16 protein-coding genes are annotated in these 15,741 nt (G+C 56.6%); 1 reads left to right on the top strand and 15 read right to left on the bottom strand.

The features are described from left to right. Positions 1 to 143: 143 nt before the first annotated feature. Positions 144 to 1,100, top strand: coding sequence for a hypothetical protein (locus RBR60_RS12855; protein WP_320357409.1), 957 nt, complete (start codon positions 144 to 146; stop codon positions 1,098 to 1,100). Between the two features lie 186 nt (positions 1,101 to 1,286). Here the strand turns inward: RBR60_RS12855 and RBR60_RS12850 are convergent, their stop codons facing one another. From RBR60_RS12850 to RBR60_RS12780, 15 genes are all read right to left on the bottom strand, one after another. Beyond that, positions 1,287 to 2,444: an alpha-D-ribose 1-methylphosphonate 5-triphosphate diphosphatase gene (locus RBR60_RS12850; RefSeq protein ID WP_320357407.1), complete on the bottom strand. Its 1,158-nt coding sequence runs from the start codon at positions 2,442 to 2,444 to the stop codon at positions 1,287 to 1,289. Further along, a complete protein-coding gene (locus RBR60_RS12845; RefSeq protein ID WP_320357405.1) occupies positions 2,441 to 3,076 on the bottom strand; it encodes a hypothetical protein in 636 nt (211 codons plus the stop codon). Before RBR60_RS12845 ends, RBR60_RS12850 begins: the two co-directional genes overlap by 4 nt. Then, the gene (gene phnL / locus RBR60_RS12840; RefSeq protein WP_320357403.1) at positions 3,066 to 3,779 is read right to left on the bottom strand and encodes a phosphonate C-P lyase system protein PhnL; all 714 of its coding nucleotides are present in this window, start codon (positions 3,777 to 3,779) and stop codon (positions 3,066 to 3,068) included. Before phnL ends, RBR60_RS12845 begins: the two co-directional genes overlap by 11 nt. A 144-nt stretch (positions 3,780 to 3,923) precedes the next feature. Then, complete coding sequence (locus RBR60_RS12835) at positions 3,924 to 4,664, bottom strand: substrate-binding periplasmic protein (RefSeq protein ID WP_320357401.1); 741 nt, start codon at positions 4,662 to 4,664, stop codon at positions 3,924 to 3,926. A gap of 38 nt (positions 4,665 to 4,702) precedes the next feature. After that, positions 4,703 to 6,286: a HAMP domain-containing methyl-accepting chemotaxis protein gene (locus RBR60_RS12830; RefSeq protein ID WP_320357399.1), complete on the bottom strand. Its 1,584-nt coding sequence runs from the start codon at positions 6,284 to 6,286 to the stop codon at positions 4,703 to 4,705. Positions 6,287 to 6,299: 13 nt separating this feature from the next. Beyond that, a complete protein-coding gene (gene phnK / locus RBR60_RS12825) occupies positions 6,300 to 7,121 on the bottom strand; it encodes a phosphonate C-P lyase system protein PhnK (RefSeq protein WP_320357397.1) in 822 nt (273 codons plus the stop codon). Next, positions 7,118 to 7,960, bottom strand: coding sequence for an alpha-D-ribose 1-methylphosphonate 5-phosphate C-P-lyase PhnJ (locus RBR60_RS12820; protein WP_320357395.1), 843 nt, complete (start codon positions 7,958 to 7,960; stop codon positions 7,118 to 7,120). The genes phnK and RBR60_RS12820 overlap by 4 nt, the downstream gene beginning before the upstream one ends. After that, on the bottom strand, positions 7,957 to 9,102 hold the full coding sequence (locus RBR60_RS12815) for a carbon-phosphorus lyase complex subunit PhnI (protein ID WP_320357393.1): 1,146 nt from the start codon (positions 9,100 to 9,102) through the stop codon (positions 7,957 to 7,959). The genes RBR60_RS12820 and RBR60_RS12815 overlap by 4 nt, the downstream gene beginning before the upstream one ends. Next, on the bottom strand, positions 9,087 to 9,707 hold the full coding sequence (phnH, locus tag RBR60_RS12810) for a phosphonate C-P lyase system protein PhnH (RefSeq protein ID WP_320357391.1): 621 nt from the start codon (positions 9,705 to 9,707) through the stop codon (positions 9,087 to 9,089). Before phnH ends, RBR60_RS12815 begins: the two co-directional genes overlap by 16 nt. A 1-nt stretch (position 9,708) precedes the next feature. Beyond that, the gene (gene phnG / locus RBR60_RS12805) at positions 9,709 to 10,158 is read right to left on the bottom strand and encodes a phosphonate C-P lyase system protein PhnG (RefSeq protein ID WP_320357389.1); all 450 of its coding nucleotides are present in this window, start codon (positions 10,156 to 10,158) and stop codon (positions 9,709 to 9,711) included. Positions 10,159 to 10,170: 12 nt separating this feature from the next. Then, positions 10,171 to 11,274 (bottom strand): phosphonate ABC transporter, permease protein PhnE, encoded by a 1,104-nt coding sequence (phnE, locus tag RBR60_RS12800; RefSeq protein ID WP_320357387.1) that lies wholly within the window; start codon positions 11,272 to 11,274, stop codon positions 10,171 to 10,173. Positions 11,275 to 11,348: 74 nt separating this feature from the next. After that, a complete protein-coding gene (gene phnD / locus RBR60_RS12795) occupies positions 11,349 to 12,224 on the bottom strand; it encodes a phosphonate ABC transporter substrate-binding protein (RefSeq protein WP_320357385.1) in 876 nt (291 codons plus the stop codon). Between the two features lie 63 nt (positions 12,225 to 12,287). Next, complete coding sequence (phnC, locus tag RBR60_RS12790) at positions 12,288 to 13,127, bottom strand: phosphonate ABC transporter ATP-binding protein (protein WP_320357383.1); 840 nt, start codon at positions 13,125 to 13,127, stop codon at positions 12,288 to 12,290. 322 nt (positions 13,128 to 13,449) lie between these two features. After that, positions 13,450 to 15,306: a choice-of-anchor I family protein gene (locus RBR60_RS12785; RefSeq protein WP_320357442.1), complete on the bottom strand. Its 1,857-nt coding sequence runs from the start codon at positions 15,304 to 15,306 to the stop codon at positions 13,450 to 13,452. Between the two features lie 321 nt (positions 15,307 to 15,627). After that, positions 15,628 to 15,741: transposase (locus RBR60_RS12780; RefSeq protein ID WP_413815467.1), on the bottom strand; the 114-nt coding region annotated here is incomplete at its 5' end.

The raw sequence follows: 15,741 nt of genomic DNA, 5'->3' as shown, positions 1-15,741 counted from the left end.
ATGGCATGCCGGAAAAATCGGCTGATCCGACCGTCTCTTCTTTGAATGGTGAAAAAAACTTTTTGAGAAAGGAGGGTTCAGTTTTTCAAGGGGAGATCCGATAGAAAAAGACATGAACCTGTGGACCTTGAAAGGAGGCAGCCATGCAGATTGTATCCTCATCCCTTCAGATGGTGGGCATCTCCCGGCAGGAGGTGCAGACCCAGCGCAGTCTGCGCATGGTGGTGGAAAATCCTCTGAAACAGGAAGAACGTCCCGGAAAGGGCCTGGGTGGAAGCATTTCCCTTCTGAAGAGTGCAGGGGTCAGTGACCGGGGGCTGAAACACATTGATCTTGAGACCAGCAAGCGCCTTGTGCAGCTGATTCTTGAAGCCCTCACCGGAAAAAAAGCGGAGACTCCTTTTTTCCGGCCTGAACCTGTGCCGGAGTTTCCCAAAGACATCCTTTCCGGAGGCCAGGGATCGGCCTTTCGCATTGAGGAAGTGGTACACACCCGCACGAGCCAGGAAAGCCTTTTCATGGCCCAGGGAGAGGTGGTGACCGCAGATGGCCGGACCCTGACCTTTTCTGTGATGCAGATGCAGTCCAGAAAGGAAGAGAGCTTCATGGCAAGGGATGTGAACCTTGTGGATCCTCTTGTGATTTCCATGGACGGCCCGGTGACCATGGGCAATGCCCGTTTTACCTTTGATCTCACGGGGAATGGGCAGGAGGAATCCCTGGGTATGCCCTCCAGGGGCGCGGGTTTTTTATTTCTGGACGGCAATGGTAACGGCCGTGTGGATAATGGTAAAGAGCTGTTCGGAACCCAATCCGGTGACGGTTTTGCGGATCTGGCCGCCTATGACAGCGATGGCAATGGATGGATCGATTCCGGTGATTCGGTGTTTTCAAAGCTCCGGATCTGGCATCCCGAAGATGGGACAGCAGGTGCAGGCCGCTCCCTTGCGGAAATGGGCATTGGCGCCATCGGCCTTGCCCGTGTGGCCACTCCCATGGATGTGGGAGGGGAAAAGGGAGGGCGCATCCAGAGTACAGGACTTGTTCTGAGTGAAACGGGGAAGGTGGGCAGGGTGCACCATCTGGATCTGAAGGTCTGAGCCTTCGCGTACGCCGGGGGGCTGAACGCGGCTGGCCTGGAAGGTTTTTGATATGCTGTGAATTTTTCGGATTTTGAGAATGAAATGCCTGGGAATACGGGGCCGATCCATCTTAAGACCTTGAACGGAAAGATGGAGTCGGCATGCGGAAATCGAAAAAAAGGCGTTTTTTGAATGTCTGGATCCTCACCCCGCCCGGTACACCCGCCGTCCCGCCACCCAGGTTTCCCGCACACGGGCAAGGCAGCCCGTTTTCACCACCACGAGATCCGCAGGCCCGTCCGGCCGGAGCTGCCCCGTTCTTCCTTCCGGATCGAGAAAGGAGCCCGGCCCGGAAGTGACCAGACCGAAGGCCCTTTCCAGGGGAATGCCCAGCTTTTTGTGGGCCGCAAAGGGGGTCTGGAGCAGGCATTCGGGATAATAGTCGCTGATGAGACCGTCGCAGAGTCCTGCGACCACGGTGTCCGCCGCTGCCAGCTGTCCGCTGCTGGATTTGCCCCGGAAGAGGTTGGGCGCTCCCATGAAGACCTTCATGCCTTCTTCCCGTGCGGCCATGGCCGCTTCCATGGAAACGGGAAATTCGCTGGCACTGACCCCGAGTGCCGCAATGAGCCGGATTTTTTCTTTTGTGTCGTCATCATGGCTCATGAAGGGAATCTGTAAGGAGCGGATCTGCTGTGCCATCCGTCCCATGGTTTCCCATCCCGCATCCCGCAGGTCGTTTTTCCGGCGGGCCACCTCAAAAAGCTCCTCTTCACTCACCCCGTGGCTGCGGGTGTAATAGTCCCTGTAGGATTCAAAGGTGCGGAACTGTCCCTGCCCCGGCGTGTGATCCATCACGGAGACCATGTCGAGAAATCCTGCTTCCAGAAGATGGCTGAGGGTTTTTCCGGCATCCGGTGTGCCCACCTCGTAGCGACCATGGATTTTGTGCCGCAGGGAAGCCTCTTCCGATGCGGCGAAATGGCGGATGCGATCCACCAGTTCCAGGGCCGCCTCACTGGCCCGGAGTCCGGCCTCCTCCTGCCCGAAACTCAAGGCATGGCAGAAGGTGGTGATGCCGCAGGCCGCAAGCCTGCGATCCAGATTCAGGATGGCAAAATCCGTGTCAAAAAAAACACCGGGCCGCATTTCCACACACTTTTCCACGGCATCGGAATGCAGATCCACAAGACCCGGAAGAATGAAGGCCCCTTCCACATCCACATGCAGATCCGCAGCGGGTTTTCTCCTGCCACTCACAATTTCAAGGATACCTTCTCCGTCAAAGACAATGGCCGCATCGGAATGCAGCACCTGCCCGTCAAAGAGCGGGCCTCCGTACAGACAGACAGTCTTGCTCATGCCCCTTCTTTCCTTTCCCATGCGTATTCCCTGCCTCTGATATGGCGCAGCAGAAGGGCCGCCGTTTCAAGGGCTGGCCCCGTATTGTCCAGAAGAAGATCCGCTTCTGCGAACACGGGCAGGCTTTCCGCCCGGAGGATGCGGTTGCGATAGGCTTCCGTATCCGGTTTTTCGCGGCCCCGGCGGGCCATGCGTTCAAGGCTCACCTCAAGGGGAGTCCAGAGAAAGACCACCAGAGTGGGCTGCCATCGGAGCCGCAGGGTTTCCACCATATCCCGGCTGACGTTGAGGATCACGGTATCGCCCCTGTCCAGCCAGGTTTTTACCTTGCGGGGAACCCCGTAATACAGGCCGTGGGATCGCCAGAAGATCCAGAAAGCTCCCCTGGCCTCCAGATGGAAAAAGCGGGATTCCGCCACGGAGATGAAGGGTTCGGAGGCATGGGAAGGTCGGGTGATCCAGCGTCTCACCGTAGAGAGCCTGCCCAGGGATGCGGGCCAGATTTCTTTTAAGGTCTGCATCACCGTGTCCTTGCCGCTGCCCGCATTTCCCGTCATGAGGATGAGGCGGCCCCTCCCCTGGGATTCTTCCGGATACGGTCTATCCTTATACGCTTCTGTTTTATGCGGCATAATGTCCCGGCTCCACGGGATGGGCCATTTCCAGGGTGCGGGTGACCACACTCTGGCGGTCGGCCTCGTCATGGAAGATGCCGATGATGGCCGTGCCCGAAGCTTTTGCTTCACCAATGAGTTCCCGGACGGTGACACGGTTTTTTGCATCCAGGGAGGCCGTGGGTTCATCCAGAATCATCACGGGCCAGGGTACGGCAAAGCTTCGGGCCAGATTGACGCGCTGTTGCTCGCCGCCGGAAAAGGTGGTGGGTGAAAGGCCCCAAAGCCGCTCGGGTATGCTTAAACGATCCAGAAGAATTGCAGCCTTTTCCCGCGCCTTCTTTTCATCCGCTCCCCGCCGCAGCATGGGTTCCATGATCAGATCCAGGGCCGGGATTCTGGGAATCACCCGGAGAAACTGGCTCACATACCCGATGGTTTCCCTGCGTACAGCCATGATCTCGTGTTCGGAAATCCGGGTCATATCCACCTCTTCCCCCCTGTGCCGGACGAGAATCTGACCGGCCTCACAACGGTAGTTGCCGTAAAGAAGCCGCAGCACCGTACTTTTTCCCGCACCGGAGCGGCCTGTGAGGGCCAGGCACTCTCCGGGAAAAAGATCCATGCAAAAATCGTCCAGCACGGGAATGCGTACGCTTCCCTGGGTGTGCAGCACAAAGGATTTGGACACATCGCAAAGACGTACCTGCCAATCTTTCATGTTCATACTCCTTCCCTGATGAGGCGACCGTACCCTTAAATGCAGAGTACGGCGGATGTTTTTCAAGTTGTCATGAAACCGCAGCCCGTTTTTTGATGACTCTTTAAGCAAGAGATCTACATCCAAACAGTTACAAGTGAAGGATCAGAATCCCTGACTCTCCATGATTTTCTGAAGACGACCGGAATCCTTAAGCTGTTTCAAGCCCTTGTTGAAAGCCTGCATTCTTTTTTCAGCATCCTTGGTGTTTTTGGGAAAGCAGACAAAAAGATCGTGTACAATAAGGGGCGGTTCAATAATCTCCACCTCATGGGATCTGTCTGTTGTCTGGCTGCGGAGGAGATGCAGGCCCACATATTTGTCCGCCACCACGAGATCTACCCTGCCTGCCTGGAGCTTAAGGAAATTGTGAAGGTCTTCCGTCACTTCTTCCTTCTTGAGATAATCCGCACTGTCAAATTCCGGTGTATTGACATACCCCCGCACCACACCAATGGTATAGGATCTCAGATCCTGAAGTTTTGTGTAGGTGATGTTGGCACCTTTCTTCTGGAAAAAGACCAGAGGGCCGCCAGGAAAGGGGTCGGATACGAAAAAATCCTGTTTTAGTTCTTCCGCGTAATATTCCGGGAAATAAAGGTCAAACTGACCGGCCTTGGACATGGCCACAACCCGTGCCCAGGGCATATACTGTATTTCCAGATTGTAGCCTTCCGCAGAAAGGGCTTCCCGTACCACTTCTGCCACATAACCTTCCCGTGGCATTTCAGTACCGATATAGGGTTCCCAGTTCAGGGAAGCTCCTTTGAGGGTTTCTCCGGATGCGGTCAGGGTAAAACTGACCGAAGCCATAAGGACAAAAAGAATTTTGATGAACGTTTTCATGGAGCGCATCCTTTCGGGTCTGTGGCCTTGTGTGATTTTTACAGTACAAATCGCTGGATAAGCTGCTGAAGGTTTTCAGACATGGAAGCAACGTCCCGCGCCCTTTCATTGACCTTGCCGCTGGTGGCGTTCATCTCTCCATTAATCTGATTGACGCCTTCAATCTCTTTCCGGATGCTCTGCACCAGTTCACCCATGGTGATCATGCTTTCATTCACTTCCTGAATGCCGTGTGCCGCCTGAAGAACATTGCCGGAGATTTCCCGTGTGGCGGAAGACTGTTCCTCAACGGCTGTGGCGATGACCGTGACAATGTTACTGGTGGCCTGTATGGCCTGACTGACATCAAGCACTTCTCCTGTGGCTTCATGGATGAGCGATTGTGCGGCATCGATGATGTTGCGGATATTGCCGGTGGCTGTGGTTGTCTGTGTCGCCAGTGTTTTGATTTCAGACGCCACAACGGCAAAGCCTTTTCCGGCTTCTCCGGCGCGGGCCGCTTCAATGGTTGCATTGAGGGCCAGAAGATTGGTCTGTGCAGAAATTTCTGTAATGGAATCCGTTACCTGACCGATTTTAAGGGCAATCCTGCCAAGCTCTTTCATTTTTTCAGAAGCACCTTCGGACCGATCCACGGCATTTTGTGTGGCACTGCGTGCGCTTTCCGCATTTTGGGCAATTTCATCAATGGTGGAGGTCATCTCTTCGGCGGCAGCCGCTACCATGGACGTATTGGTAGCGGCTTCTTCCATGGCAGATGTGATGCTGTCCACACGGCTGCCCATTTCCTTTGCGGCCTTTGCAACAGAGGCCGCACGTTCCGCAGAAATTGCGGCATCCGCTGTCATTTTTTCTGAAATCTTCAGAAGACCTGTGGCGGAGACACTCAGTTTTTCGCCATTGTTCCGGATATGGGCCATGATGTCGTGGAGCTGGGAAATGAACCGGTTGAGCCAGTGTGCCGCCTGGCTGAATTCATTACCCTTGCCCTCGGCAATGCGCTGGGTCAGATCGCCTTCGCCCTCCGCCAGTTCCCGGATGGCATGAATCATCTGGCCCAGAGGCCTGAATACCATTATCCTCAGGCTGAAGAGCATCAGGATCAGAAGAAACAGGTTCAGAAAAAAAATGGTTGCAGCCGTATTGATCAGGATCTTCTGGAGGTTTTCCTGAAAAAAGTCAGGGTCCATGAGGATGAGGAGATGACCTACCGTATCCTCTCCCTTTCGGATGGGTTCCTGCCGCTGAAATTGACGTGTTTCCGGGAGGGTCTGAATTTTTTCGGTTTTCCCTGAAGGGCCCCTTCCCAAAAGCAGGATCTGTTTTTTGTTTTCCGGATCGGAAAGAGCCAGAGCCAGCAGGCGGTGATCCTGCATCTCTGAGCGGGATATGGATTCCGCCTGATTCATGTCGAAATTATAAAGGGGCTCCTGCAGGGCCAGAGCCATCCTCTGGATGGCCAGATCCGCATCCACATTCAAAGATTTTTCCAGATTATTTCTGGCTTCGAGGTACTGCCATGCCCCCATGGAGATGAGGATCAGTGTGGTCAGCACCAGAACAATGCCGATAATCCGTACAAAAATACTTTTCAGTAAGGGAACATCCCCTTTTTTTCGCATAAAAATCCTTTTTTCAGGTTTGCAGCACCGAAGACACGAGAAGCTGGGTATAGGGATGGTGGGGATCATCAAGAAGCTGATCCGTCAGTCCTTCTTCCACCACCCGGCCCTCCTTCATGACCATGAGCCTGTGGCAGAGGAGGCGGGCCACGGCCAGATCATGGGTGACCATGACCACGGAAAGGCCCAGCTCGGCCACAAGCCTGCGCAGGATGTCGAGAAGCCTTGCCTGCACGGAAACATCCAGCCCGGCCGTGGGCTCATCCATGAACAGGAGGCGGGGTCGGGAAACGAGGTTTCTTGCAATCTGAAGCCTCTGGCGCATCCCTCCGGAAAAGTGGGCGGGCAGATCGTCAATGCGGTCTGCGCCGATTTCCATCCTGTCCAGCCATTCTTCGGCAAGGCTCCGGATCCTGCCGTAATGGCGCCAGCCCGATGCCATGAGCCTTTCTCCGATGTTGCCCCCTGCGGAAATGCCCATGCGCAGGCCGTCTGCGGGATTCTGGAAAACCATGCCCATTTCCGTGGTGATGAGTTTTTCCCTGAGGGCCTCGTCCGCCCTGTCGAGACGGATGGTGCCGTTTTGGCCCGTATAATGGATTTCTCCCCGGCTTAAGGGCGAAAAGCCCGCAAGGCAGGCGAGGAGGGTGGATTTTCCGGAACCGGATTCGCCCACCACCCCCAGCACCTCACCGGGCCAGAGGGAAAAATCAATGTCCGCACAGCCCGTAAGGGGTCCGTAAAAGCGGCTGAGGCCCAAAACTTTCAGGATGGGCTGATCCTTTAAAATCGCAGGGCGTTCCGGAAAGGCCTGTTCATTGCCAAAAAACATCATGCCGCCTCCCGCGCCCTGCGCCGTTTTTCACAAAAATCCGTATCCGAGCAGGTGAAAAGCCTTCCCCCTGCATCATCCACCACAATCTCATCCAGATAGCTGTCTTTTGAGCCGCAGAGGGCGCAGGCCCGTCCTGTTTTTTCCACGGAAAAGGGATGATCCTCGAAATCAAGGCTGATAACCCGGGTATAGGGCGGCACGGCGTAGATGCGTTTTTCCCTTCCGGCTCCGAAAAGCTGAAGGGCGGGCATGAGGTCACACTTTGGGTTGTCGTACTTGGGGATGGGCGAAGGGCTCATCATGTAGCGGCCATTCACCTTCACGGGGTAGTCGAAGGCGGTGGCAATGCGGCCATGGCGGGCGATGTCCTCATAAAGCTTCACATAGAGAATCCCGTAGCTTTTCAGAGCGTGGAGCTTGCGTGTTCTGAGCTCGCTGGCCTCGATGAAGCGCAGGGGTTCGGGAATGGGCACCTGATAAACGAGAATCTGGTCTTCCCGGAGCGGGGTTTCGGGAATGCGGTGCCGGGTCTGGATGAGGCTGGCCCTTTCCGTCTCCGTTGTGGTGGCCACGCCTGCGGTTTTTTCAAAGAAGCGGCGGATGCTCACGGCGTTGGTGGTGTCGTCCGCTCCCTGATCCATGACCTTCAGCACATCTTCTTTGCCGAGAAGGCTTGCCGTGAGCTGGATGCCCCCCGTACCCCAGCCGTAGGGAAGGGGCATCTCCCGGCTGGCAAAGGGAACCTGATAGCCCGGAATGGCCACGGCCTTGAGAAGGGCGCGGCGGATCATGCGTTTGGTTTCCTCATCCAGATAGGCGAAATTGTAGCCCGGTATCATGCGCTTTCCTTTCTGCTCCGGCTTTCTTTTTCTTCCCGCATTCCGTCCCAGTGCTGCTGCCGTTTTTTCAGCTCCAGCACTTCGCTCTGAAAATCCACGTAATGGGGGAGTTTGAGGTGGGAGGTGAAGCCGGAGGCCTCCACATTGTCTCCGTGGAGCAGAACAAATTCCTGATCCTGCACAGGGGCTTCCACCCGGCCTTTGCGTTCCGCATCGCAGAGGGCCAGATCCACAAGGGCCATGCTCATGGCCTTGCGCTCGTTGCCTCCGAAGGAAAGGCCGTATCCGGGCACAAGGCCGGGTCTTTCTTCTCCGCCGTTTTCCGCCGCCGTCATCAGGCATTCGGTGAGGGGAAGTTCTCCGATCACCACGGGAAAGCCCAGTTCTTCGGGAAGAAATTCCACGGCGACCCCGCCTGTGCGGATTTCCGCAGCAAAGGGATGGCGGTCGCCCCCATAGCCCCGCTGAAAGGAATAGCCCATGGAGAGAAGAAAGCCCTCATCGGAACGGGCCAGAGCCTGAAGCCTCAGATTCCGGTCTGCGGGAAGGCGCAGGGGTTCGCGGGTGAGGTCAGCGGAGACTCTGGATCCGGAAGGGGCAGGGGAGAGTGCCTCTTCCCGCAAAAGCCCTTCGGCCCGCAGCAGATCCGCCACCCGTGTCATGGCGGAAAGATCTCCGGAAGAATCCTCGTAAGACGCCTCTCCGGAAATGGAGCGCCCGGCATCGGGGCGGGCCTTTTCCAGAAGGGAGAAATCCAGAAGCCTGTGGGTGTAGTCACAGGTGGGACCCAGCACCTGACCGCCGGGAATGTCCTTGTAGATGGCGGAAATCCGCCTTTCCACAGCCATGGTGCCGGTTTCTGCGGGAAGGCTCAGGCCAAAGCGCCTCAGGGTGGTGCGGAAGGCGCGGATGAGAAAGGCCGCCTCCACCAGATCGCCCCTGGCCTGTTTGATGGCGATGGCCGCCAGCTCCGGATCATAGAGTCCGCCTTCGGCCATGACCCGATCCACGGACAGGCCCAGCTGTTCCCGGATCTGATCCACCTCCAGCTCGGGCACATCCTGTCTGCCCCGTCTTTTTTCCGCCAGCAGGGCATGGCTGTTGTCAATGGCCCGCTCTCCGCCCTTTACCGCGACATACATGAACTCACCTCCATCCCTGTGGTGCGGGGCAGACCCATAAGACGGGTGCCGGAGACAAAAAAGCAGTCAATCCCCATGGGAAAAAGGAGGGCGCAGGCGTTTCTGTGCTGGAAAAAGGAGGAGGAAAGTCCTTTGACCTGAACCTTTTCCACATTGCGGATGCCGGGCCCGGAAAGTTTCAGCTCTGTTCCTTTGTCAAAGCTTTCCACCTGAATGAGCAGGGTAGCGGAGATTTCCGGCCGTTCATGGCTTCCCCTCGGAAAAGCCTCCCAGGGCAGTTCGGCCCGGCCCTCCGTCACCAGAGCAAAGGCCGCTTCTTCCGGATGGGGGGTCAGGGGGCAGCCCGTATGAAAGGAAAGCCATTCCCTGAAGCGGGGCAGATCCCGGTCCAGCCAGACCGGGGTGTCTGCATCAAAAAGGGTGAGGCAGAGGCAGGCAAAGGCCGGATGCACGGCATCCGGGCTTCTGAGGGGCAGGTTCAGGTCCACGATGCGGCCCGGACGACTCATGGCCTCAAGGGTTTTGCGGAACACGGCCTGGGCATCATGGACGGGATCTTCAAATCCCGGAAGAAGGCTTTGAAAAGATTCGGACAGAGCGGGCATGTCAGTCTCCCCTGACCAGAGTGAAAAAATCCACGCGGGTGGCCGCTGTTTCGGCATCCCGCAGCCGGGCTTTCTTTTTTTGCAGGGCAAGAAGGGGCTGGAGCAGCCCTTCTTCCACCAGATGCCGCATGCTTTCCTCCTGCACCAGGGCATCGGCCACGGCGGTGATTTCCGCAAGAAAGGCGCTTCGTCCCAGCACATGGCCCGTTCCCCGGACACCGGAGGAGAGCTGAATGGTGCAGCGGGTTACGGTGGCTTCTCCCAGAGCAAAGGGGCTGCCATCCCCTGCGATGCGGCCCTGTACCATGATCAGGCCCGGCTCTGGCCCCCGGAGCCGGGTGTAGGCGGGAAGTTCCGGGGCCAGGGCTTCCCAGAGGGGCCTGGCCTGAATCTCTTCGGCTCTGGCCAGGATGCCGTGGCTGTGCTGCCGGACGGTTTGCAGGTTCTGCATAAGACTCCCTTTTCAGATGAAACGCCGCCGCAGGCGGGTGCAGAGGGCATCAATGAGAATAACGCTGAGAATGACAAGGATCATCATGGTGCAGACTTCCCTGTAAAGGTAGCCGTTGATCTTGTCGTACATGAGAAAACCGATGCCGCCTGCCCCCACAAAACCAAGGATGGTGGCGCTGCGCACGTTGGATTCAAAACGGAGCAGGCTGTAACTCACAATGAGGGGCATGACCTGCGGTAAAACACCGAAGCTCACCACCTGAAGGGGGCTTGCCCCGCAGGCGTTCACCGCTTCCACCTGTCCCGGCTCGATGGCCTCGATGCCTTCGCTGATGATTTTTCCAAGGTTGCCGAAGGTGTGGATGGCCAGAGCCATGACCCCGGCAAAGGGTCCAAGACCGATCACGGCCACAAAGATGAGGGCCATGACGAATTCGTTAAAACCCCGGCAGAAGTCCAGCAGGCGGCGCACGGAAAACCGCAGGCTGTGGCGCAGGCTTTTGCGGAAGGCGGATTCTCCGGGAACGAGGATTTCCAGGGTGTTGGCGGCGGCGAGGATACTGGCCGGGATGGAGGCCAGCACGGCAAAGAGACTGCCCCAGATGGCGATGGCCACGGTTTCTGTGAGGGCTTTCAGATAGCCCTTTACGGCCACGGGCGAGGTTTCCGGAGGAAAAAAGCCCCCCCGTCTGCCCGAAGTGAGGCGGGTAAATTCCTCTTCCGCAATGCGTCTTATTTCTGCTTCCGGCATCCGGGCAAGGCGTTCTTCGGAAAGCTTCCGGGCCTCCTGCTGCATCTCCAGGGAAGAGCGGAAGGTGTGGCCGGAAGCCGCCTTCTGCCGCATTTCGTTCATGGCTTCCTCATAGGCCATGAGGGCGGGAAAGCGTTCCGCCCGCTGCCGCGCATCCTCCATTTCAGAAACGGTGAGGTTCCGCCCAAAAAGATAGGTATAGGCGTTTTCCCTTTTTTCGATGAGAAGGCCGGGCTGGATGCCCGTCCAGATCCAGGAGGCCACCAGCACCACGGCAAGCAGGGTCCAGATGCTTGAGGAAAGGGCCTTTTGGGCAAAAGGGACGCGGGGGGTGAGTTGTTCCAGGGTGAGGGGCTGGGCCAAAACGATCTCCTTTCATGGAAAAAACAGGCCGTAAGGCAGGGCCGGTGTCGTCAAAACACCGGCCAATTGATGTTTTACCCTTTGGCCAGTTCTTTTTTCAGACGATCCATGTAGCGGATCACGTCGTAGGTGCTGTCGTCCGTATGGATGTACCCACCGTTCTGGAGCTTGTGCAGGCCTTCTTTGTTGGCGTTGAATTTGAGCAGGGCTCCGGTGAAGGCGGCCTTGAGGCTTTCGGGCAGGTCTTTTCTTGCTGCCATGGGCGCGCCTGGGATCAGCTCCGAGGTCCAGAGAACCCGGAAATCGTCCATGGACACCTGACCCTTTTCGATCATGCGATCAAGGTCGATGTTGTTGGTGGCGGCCACATCCAGAGCCCCGTTTTTCACGGCAAGGATGGAAGCGCCATGGGAGCCTGAATATTTGATTTCCTTAAAAAACTGCTCGGGTTTTACTTTCATGTCCCGTGAAAAGAGGATGTTGGGCACAAGACAGCCCGAGGTGGAGTTGGGGTCGGTGAAGGCAAAAACCTTACCCTTGCAGTCTTCCATGCTCTTATAAGGAGAATCCTTGCGGACAATGACAATGCCGTAATATCCGGCTTCTCCTTCCATGTTCAGCTCCAGAGCCAGGGCTTCGGCTCCGGCCCGGTCTGCGGCTTCCACATAGGATTTGGGCCCGAAGTAGGCAAAATCCAGGTTCTTGTGGGACATGGCCGTGATAAGTCCCGCATAGTCCGAAGCACTGATGGCTTCCACATCAATGCCTAAGGTAACCTTCAGATGCTGCATGAGGGGAGCAAAGCGGGTGACGATGTCGGCTCCGCCTTCGGTGGGGATGAGGCCCACCCGGATTTTTTTGGGCCATGCGCCGGGATCGGCGGAAACGGTGGAAACACAAAGCCCCCCAAGAAGCATGAGGGTCAGAAGAACGCGCAGCATGGTTTTCATGGAATTCCTCCTGATTTCTGAAAATGTTCTGCCGGTAAAACCGGCCCTGTATGGAAAACCCCGTCAGGCGTAGGCGCATTCGGGGTCCGTTTCCGGCGAAGGTTCCTGGGGCATATGGCCGTAAATATTTGAAATAACCTCTTCACTCAGGGTCTCCACGGTACCGTCAAAGATCTTTTTCCCCTGACGCATGCCCACAATCCTGTGCGCATACTCTCTGGCCACGGAAATCTGATGGAGGTTCACGATGACAGGGATCTTTTTTTCCTCCTGAATGCGGCGCAGGGTATCCATCACAATGCGGGCACTTCTGGGGTCAAGGCTGGCGATGGGCTCATCCGCAAGGAAGACTTCCGGCTCCTGGGCCAGGGCGCGGGCAATGGCCACCCGCTGCTGCTGTCCGCCGGAAAGGGTGTCCGCCCGCTGAAAAGCCAGCTCCGCAATGCCCACCTGACGCAGGCAGTCAAAGGCGATTTCCCGCTCCGATGCCGGAAATTTTCGGACAGCGCTCATGAGATGGCGCAGGGGCGTGCCGTTAAAGCGCAGGCGGCCCACCAGCACGTTTTCGAGAACCGTAAGGCGGCGCACCAGATGAAACTGCTGGAAGATCATGCCCATGCGCCGTCGCACCTGGCGCAGGGATCTGCCGCAGCAGGCGGATACGGGCTCGCCCATGAGGGCAATCTCCCCTTCCGTGGGAGTTACAAGCTGGTTCAGGCAGCGCAGGAAGGTGGATTTTCCTGCACCGGAACATCCGATGACGGCGATAAATTCTTCAGCCCCCACATCCAGGTCCATGGAATCCAGGGCCCGGACACCACCGGCATAGACCTTGCCGAGGCCCCGCACCCGGATCACCGGTTCCGGCACGGGTCTTGTCTGAAACTTGAGAACGGCCTGCATCCTGCCTCCTTTCGGTAAGAAACACCGGAATCCGTCTTGAGAACACCTTGAACCCCAACACCTTAACCCGGAGTCCGGGTTGTCTCTTTTTTTCCCGCACAGGGAAAAAAGTCCGGGACAGGGCTAAAAAAAAGCCCTTGCCCCGAACCGGGGTCAGGCGGAGTGTCCAGAAGCTTCTACAGGGCAAAGATTAGGCCGTGATCATGGAAAAATGCGTTTTGCGTTAGGACTGATGGAAAGAAGAAAAGGCCTGCGGGAAGGAAAAGGGCTTTCCCTCCCGCAGGGGGCGGGGTGTCTTGAAAACAGGCTTTTATACTTCCGTTTACCGGGCGTTGAGAGGGGTGGTTCTAATTTCATAGATTCCCACCGTGCCGCTGACCTCATTGCCCACGATGAGAAGGGGGCTGCCGCTGGGGCTTGAGGCTTCATCCACAAAATGAAATCCCTCCGGCCCGAGATCTCCGGCATCGGATGTGTAGCTTGTGGCATCTCCCGCAGGCTCTACGTCAAGATCCCGGTTGTTGATGTAGTGAACAAAGCTGGGGGCATAGGGGTTGCTGACATCATACACCATGATGCCGCCCATGCGTTCCAGCCCGATAAAGGCATAGGTGTGCCCCTTGATGGTGGCAACGGTAATGGCTTCGGGTTCCGGACCCTTGTCGTCGGAGCGGCTGTCGCCTTTGTTCTCACTGTGATTGTTGTTGAACTTTTCTCCGTAGCGCAGGGCTGTCAGCACCTCAAACTGGTTGCCGGAATCAAAGATCTGTTCTCCGGTTTCCGCATCCCAGATGGAAAAGGAACGTCCGCCATAGGCATATACGGTTTCGATGGGCTTTGTTTTGTCCGTTCCGTTGGTTCGGCTGTTGCCATTCAGGATGCGGGTAGTGTGGTAGGAAGCCTTGAGGCGGCCAAGATTCGCATCCGTATCCAGACCGGCAAGGCCTGCTCCCAGGGTCAGGCCTCCACGGGAGACAAGGTGCTTGACTCGCACCTCATCCAGACATTCACCGCTGCGGAAATAATAACCGGAAGCCTCGCAGGAGGTCTGATCCGAGATCCCAGTGAGAAAATCTTCCCGGCTGTCCCCTTCGTTGGCCGTTAAGAGGTAGGTTTTTCCGTTGAAGGTCATGGTGGCGATGGAGTCCGGCATGTAGATGCCCTTTACCGGCCAGTTTTTGATTCTGACCCCGCCATCCTCATCCCCTGCGTCCAGTTCATTGCCGGGAATGCTGTGATCTTTAAAACCAAGGCCCCAGATTTTCTCCACCCGGTTGTTGGTGAGATTCAGTACGGCAATGGCATTGTTTTCCTGCAGAGCCACATAGGCCCGGCTGCCATCTTCATTGAAGGCAATGTATTCCGGCTCAAGGCTTTGGGCAACGCTGGCTCTGTTGCCGGGGTTGGTTGCGCTGTACCCGTCCAGCACCATTTTCTTGAGGGGCAGCTCGCCATGGCGGGGGCCGCCTTCATTGAAATCTTCAAATCCAATGGTGGTCACGGAATAATCCGCCACGCGGATGATGCTGACGGAGCCTTCCGGATCCACCTGATAGCCCGCATCGGGTTCCCCTTCATTTGCCGAAAGCACCTGGCTGCCATCGGGCGTGAAGGCCACCATGTCGGGTTGGGCACCCACGGATACGGCTTCCAGATAGCCCATATTTCCCGTATGGAAAAACACCACCCAGCCGGGATTTGTTTTGGGGCTGGCTTCCACCGCCACAGCGGCAAGATCGCCATGGATGGCGATGGAGTTGGCGGCACCCACAAGGTTTTTACCGGCAACTTTTCCGGCATTCACCAGCATCTCGCCGAGATCCAGACTGACGAGCAGAGGAATGGCCGTATCGGTGAGGGTTTCCGCATTAAAGACATCCACCCGGCCTGTCCGGGCATTCACGGAAAAAATCCGCTTGTGAACGGTGTCAAAGGCCACGATTTCCGCAGCACTGACATTGAATCCCTGGGACTGGGTGCGGCCGATGCGCTCCATGGCAAGCACCTGACCTGCACCATCCCTGCCGTCCTGGCCCTTTGCCCCATCGCTGCCTTGGGGGCCTTCAGTACCCGGCGTACCATTCTGACCGTTTTTTCCATCCTTGCCATCGGATACACATCCTGCGGCTCCCGCCAGCATCATCAGTCCTGCCATGGCGACGGCGGCATATCTTTTCATACCTTTCACAGCCCACTCCTTGCGTTGAATGAATTCAGACGAGGTTCCCGTTGTTTCTCCTCTGCGTCATGCACAAGGATACCGGAAACCCTGAACGGGTAGCAGGCTGGCATTAGGAGCGGATATGGGCTTTGTGGGTTTTTGGTTAAGGGAGGGGGGATCCCCAAAACTCCTGGCGCCCCCACGCCGATGAACCGGTCAGGCTGGCACAGAAGCCATGGTGTCGATTGTATACGGATCAATTCGTTCTAAATCGGTAAAGATCGTTTGATTTAGAACGAATATTTCTCGTATATCGAGTAAGTTTATTAGGGCGTGTCATCAGTTAAGCCATATGACGGAAGCTGCCAGGTGTATGGCACCCAAAAAAACGACGGCCCGCTTATCGTATCGAGTAGCAATGGCGCGGTATTGCTTGAGTCTGGCAAAAAAGTT

It is taken from the genome of Desulfobotulus sp., from assembly GCF_034006065.1.
GTDB lineage: Bacteria > Desulfobacterota > Desulfobacteria > Desulfobacterales > ASO4-4 > Desulfobotulus.
This window is presented reverse-complemented; position numbering and strand designations above follow the sequence as displayed.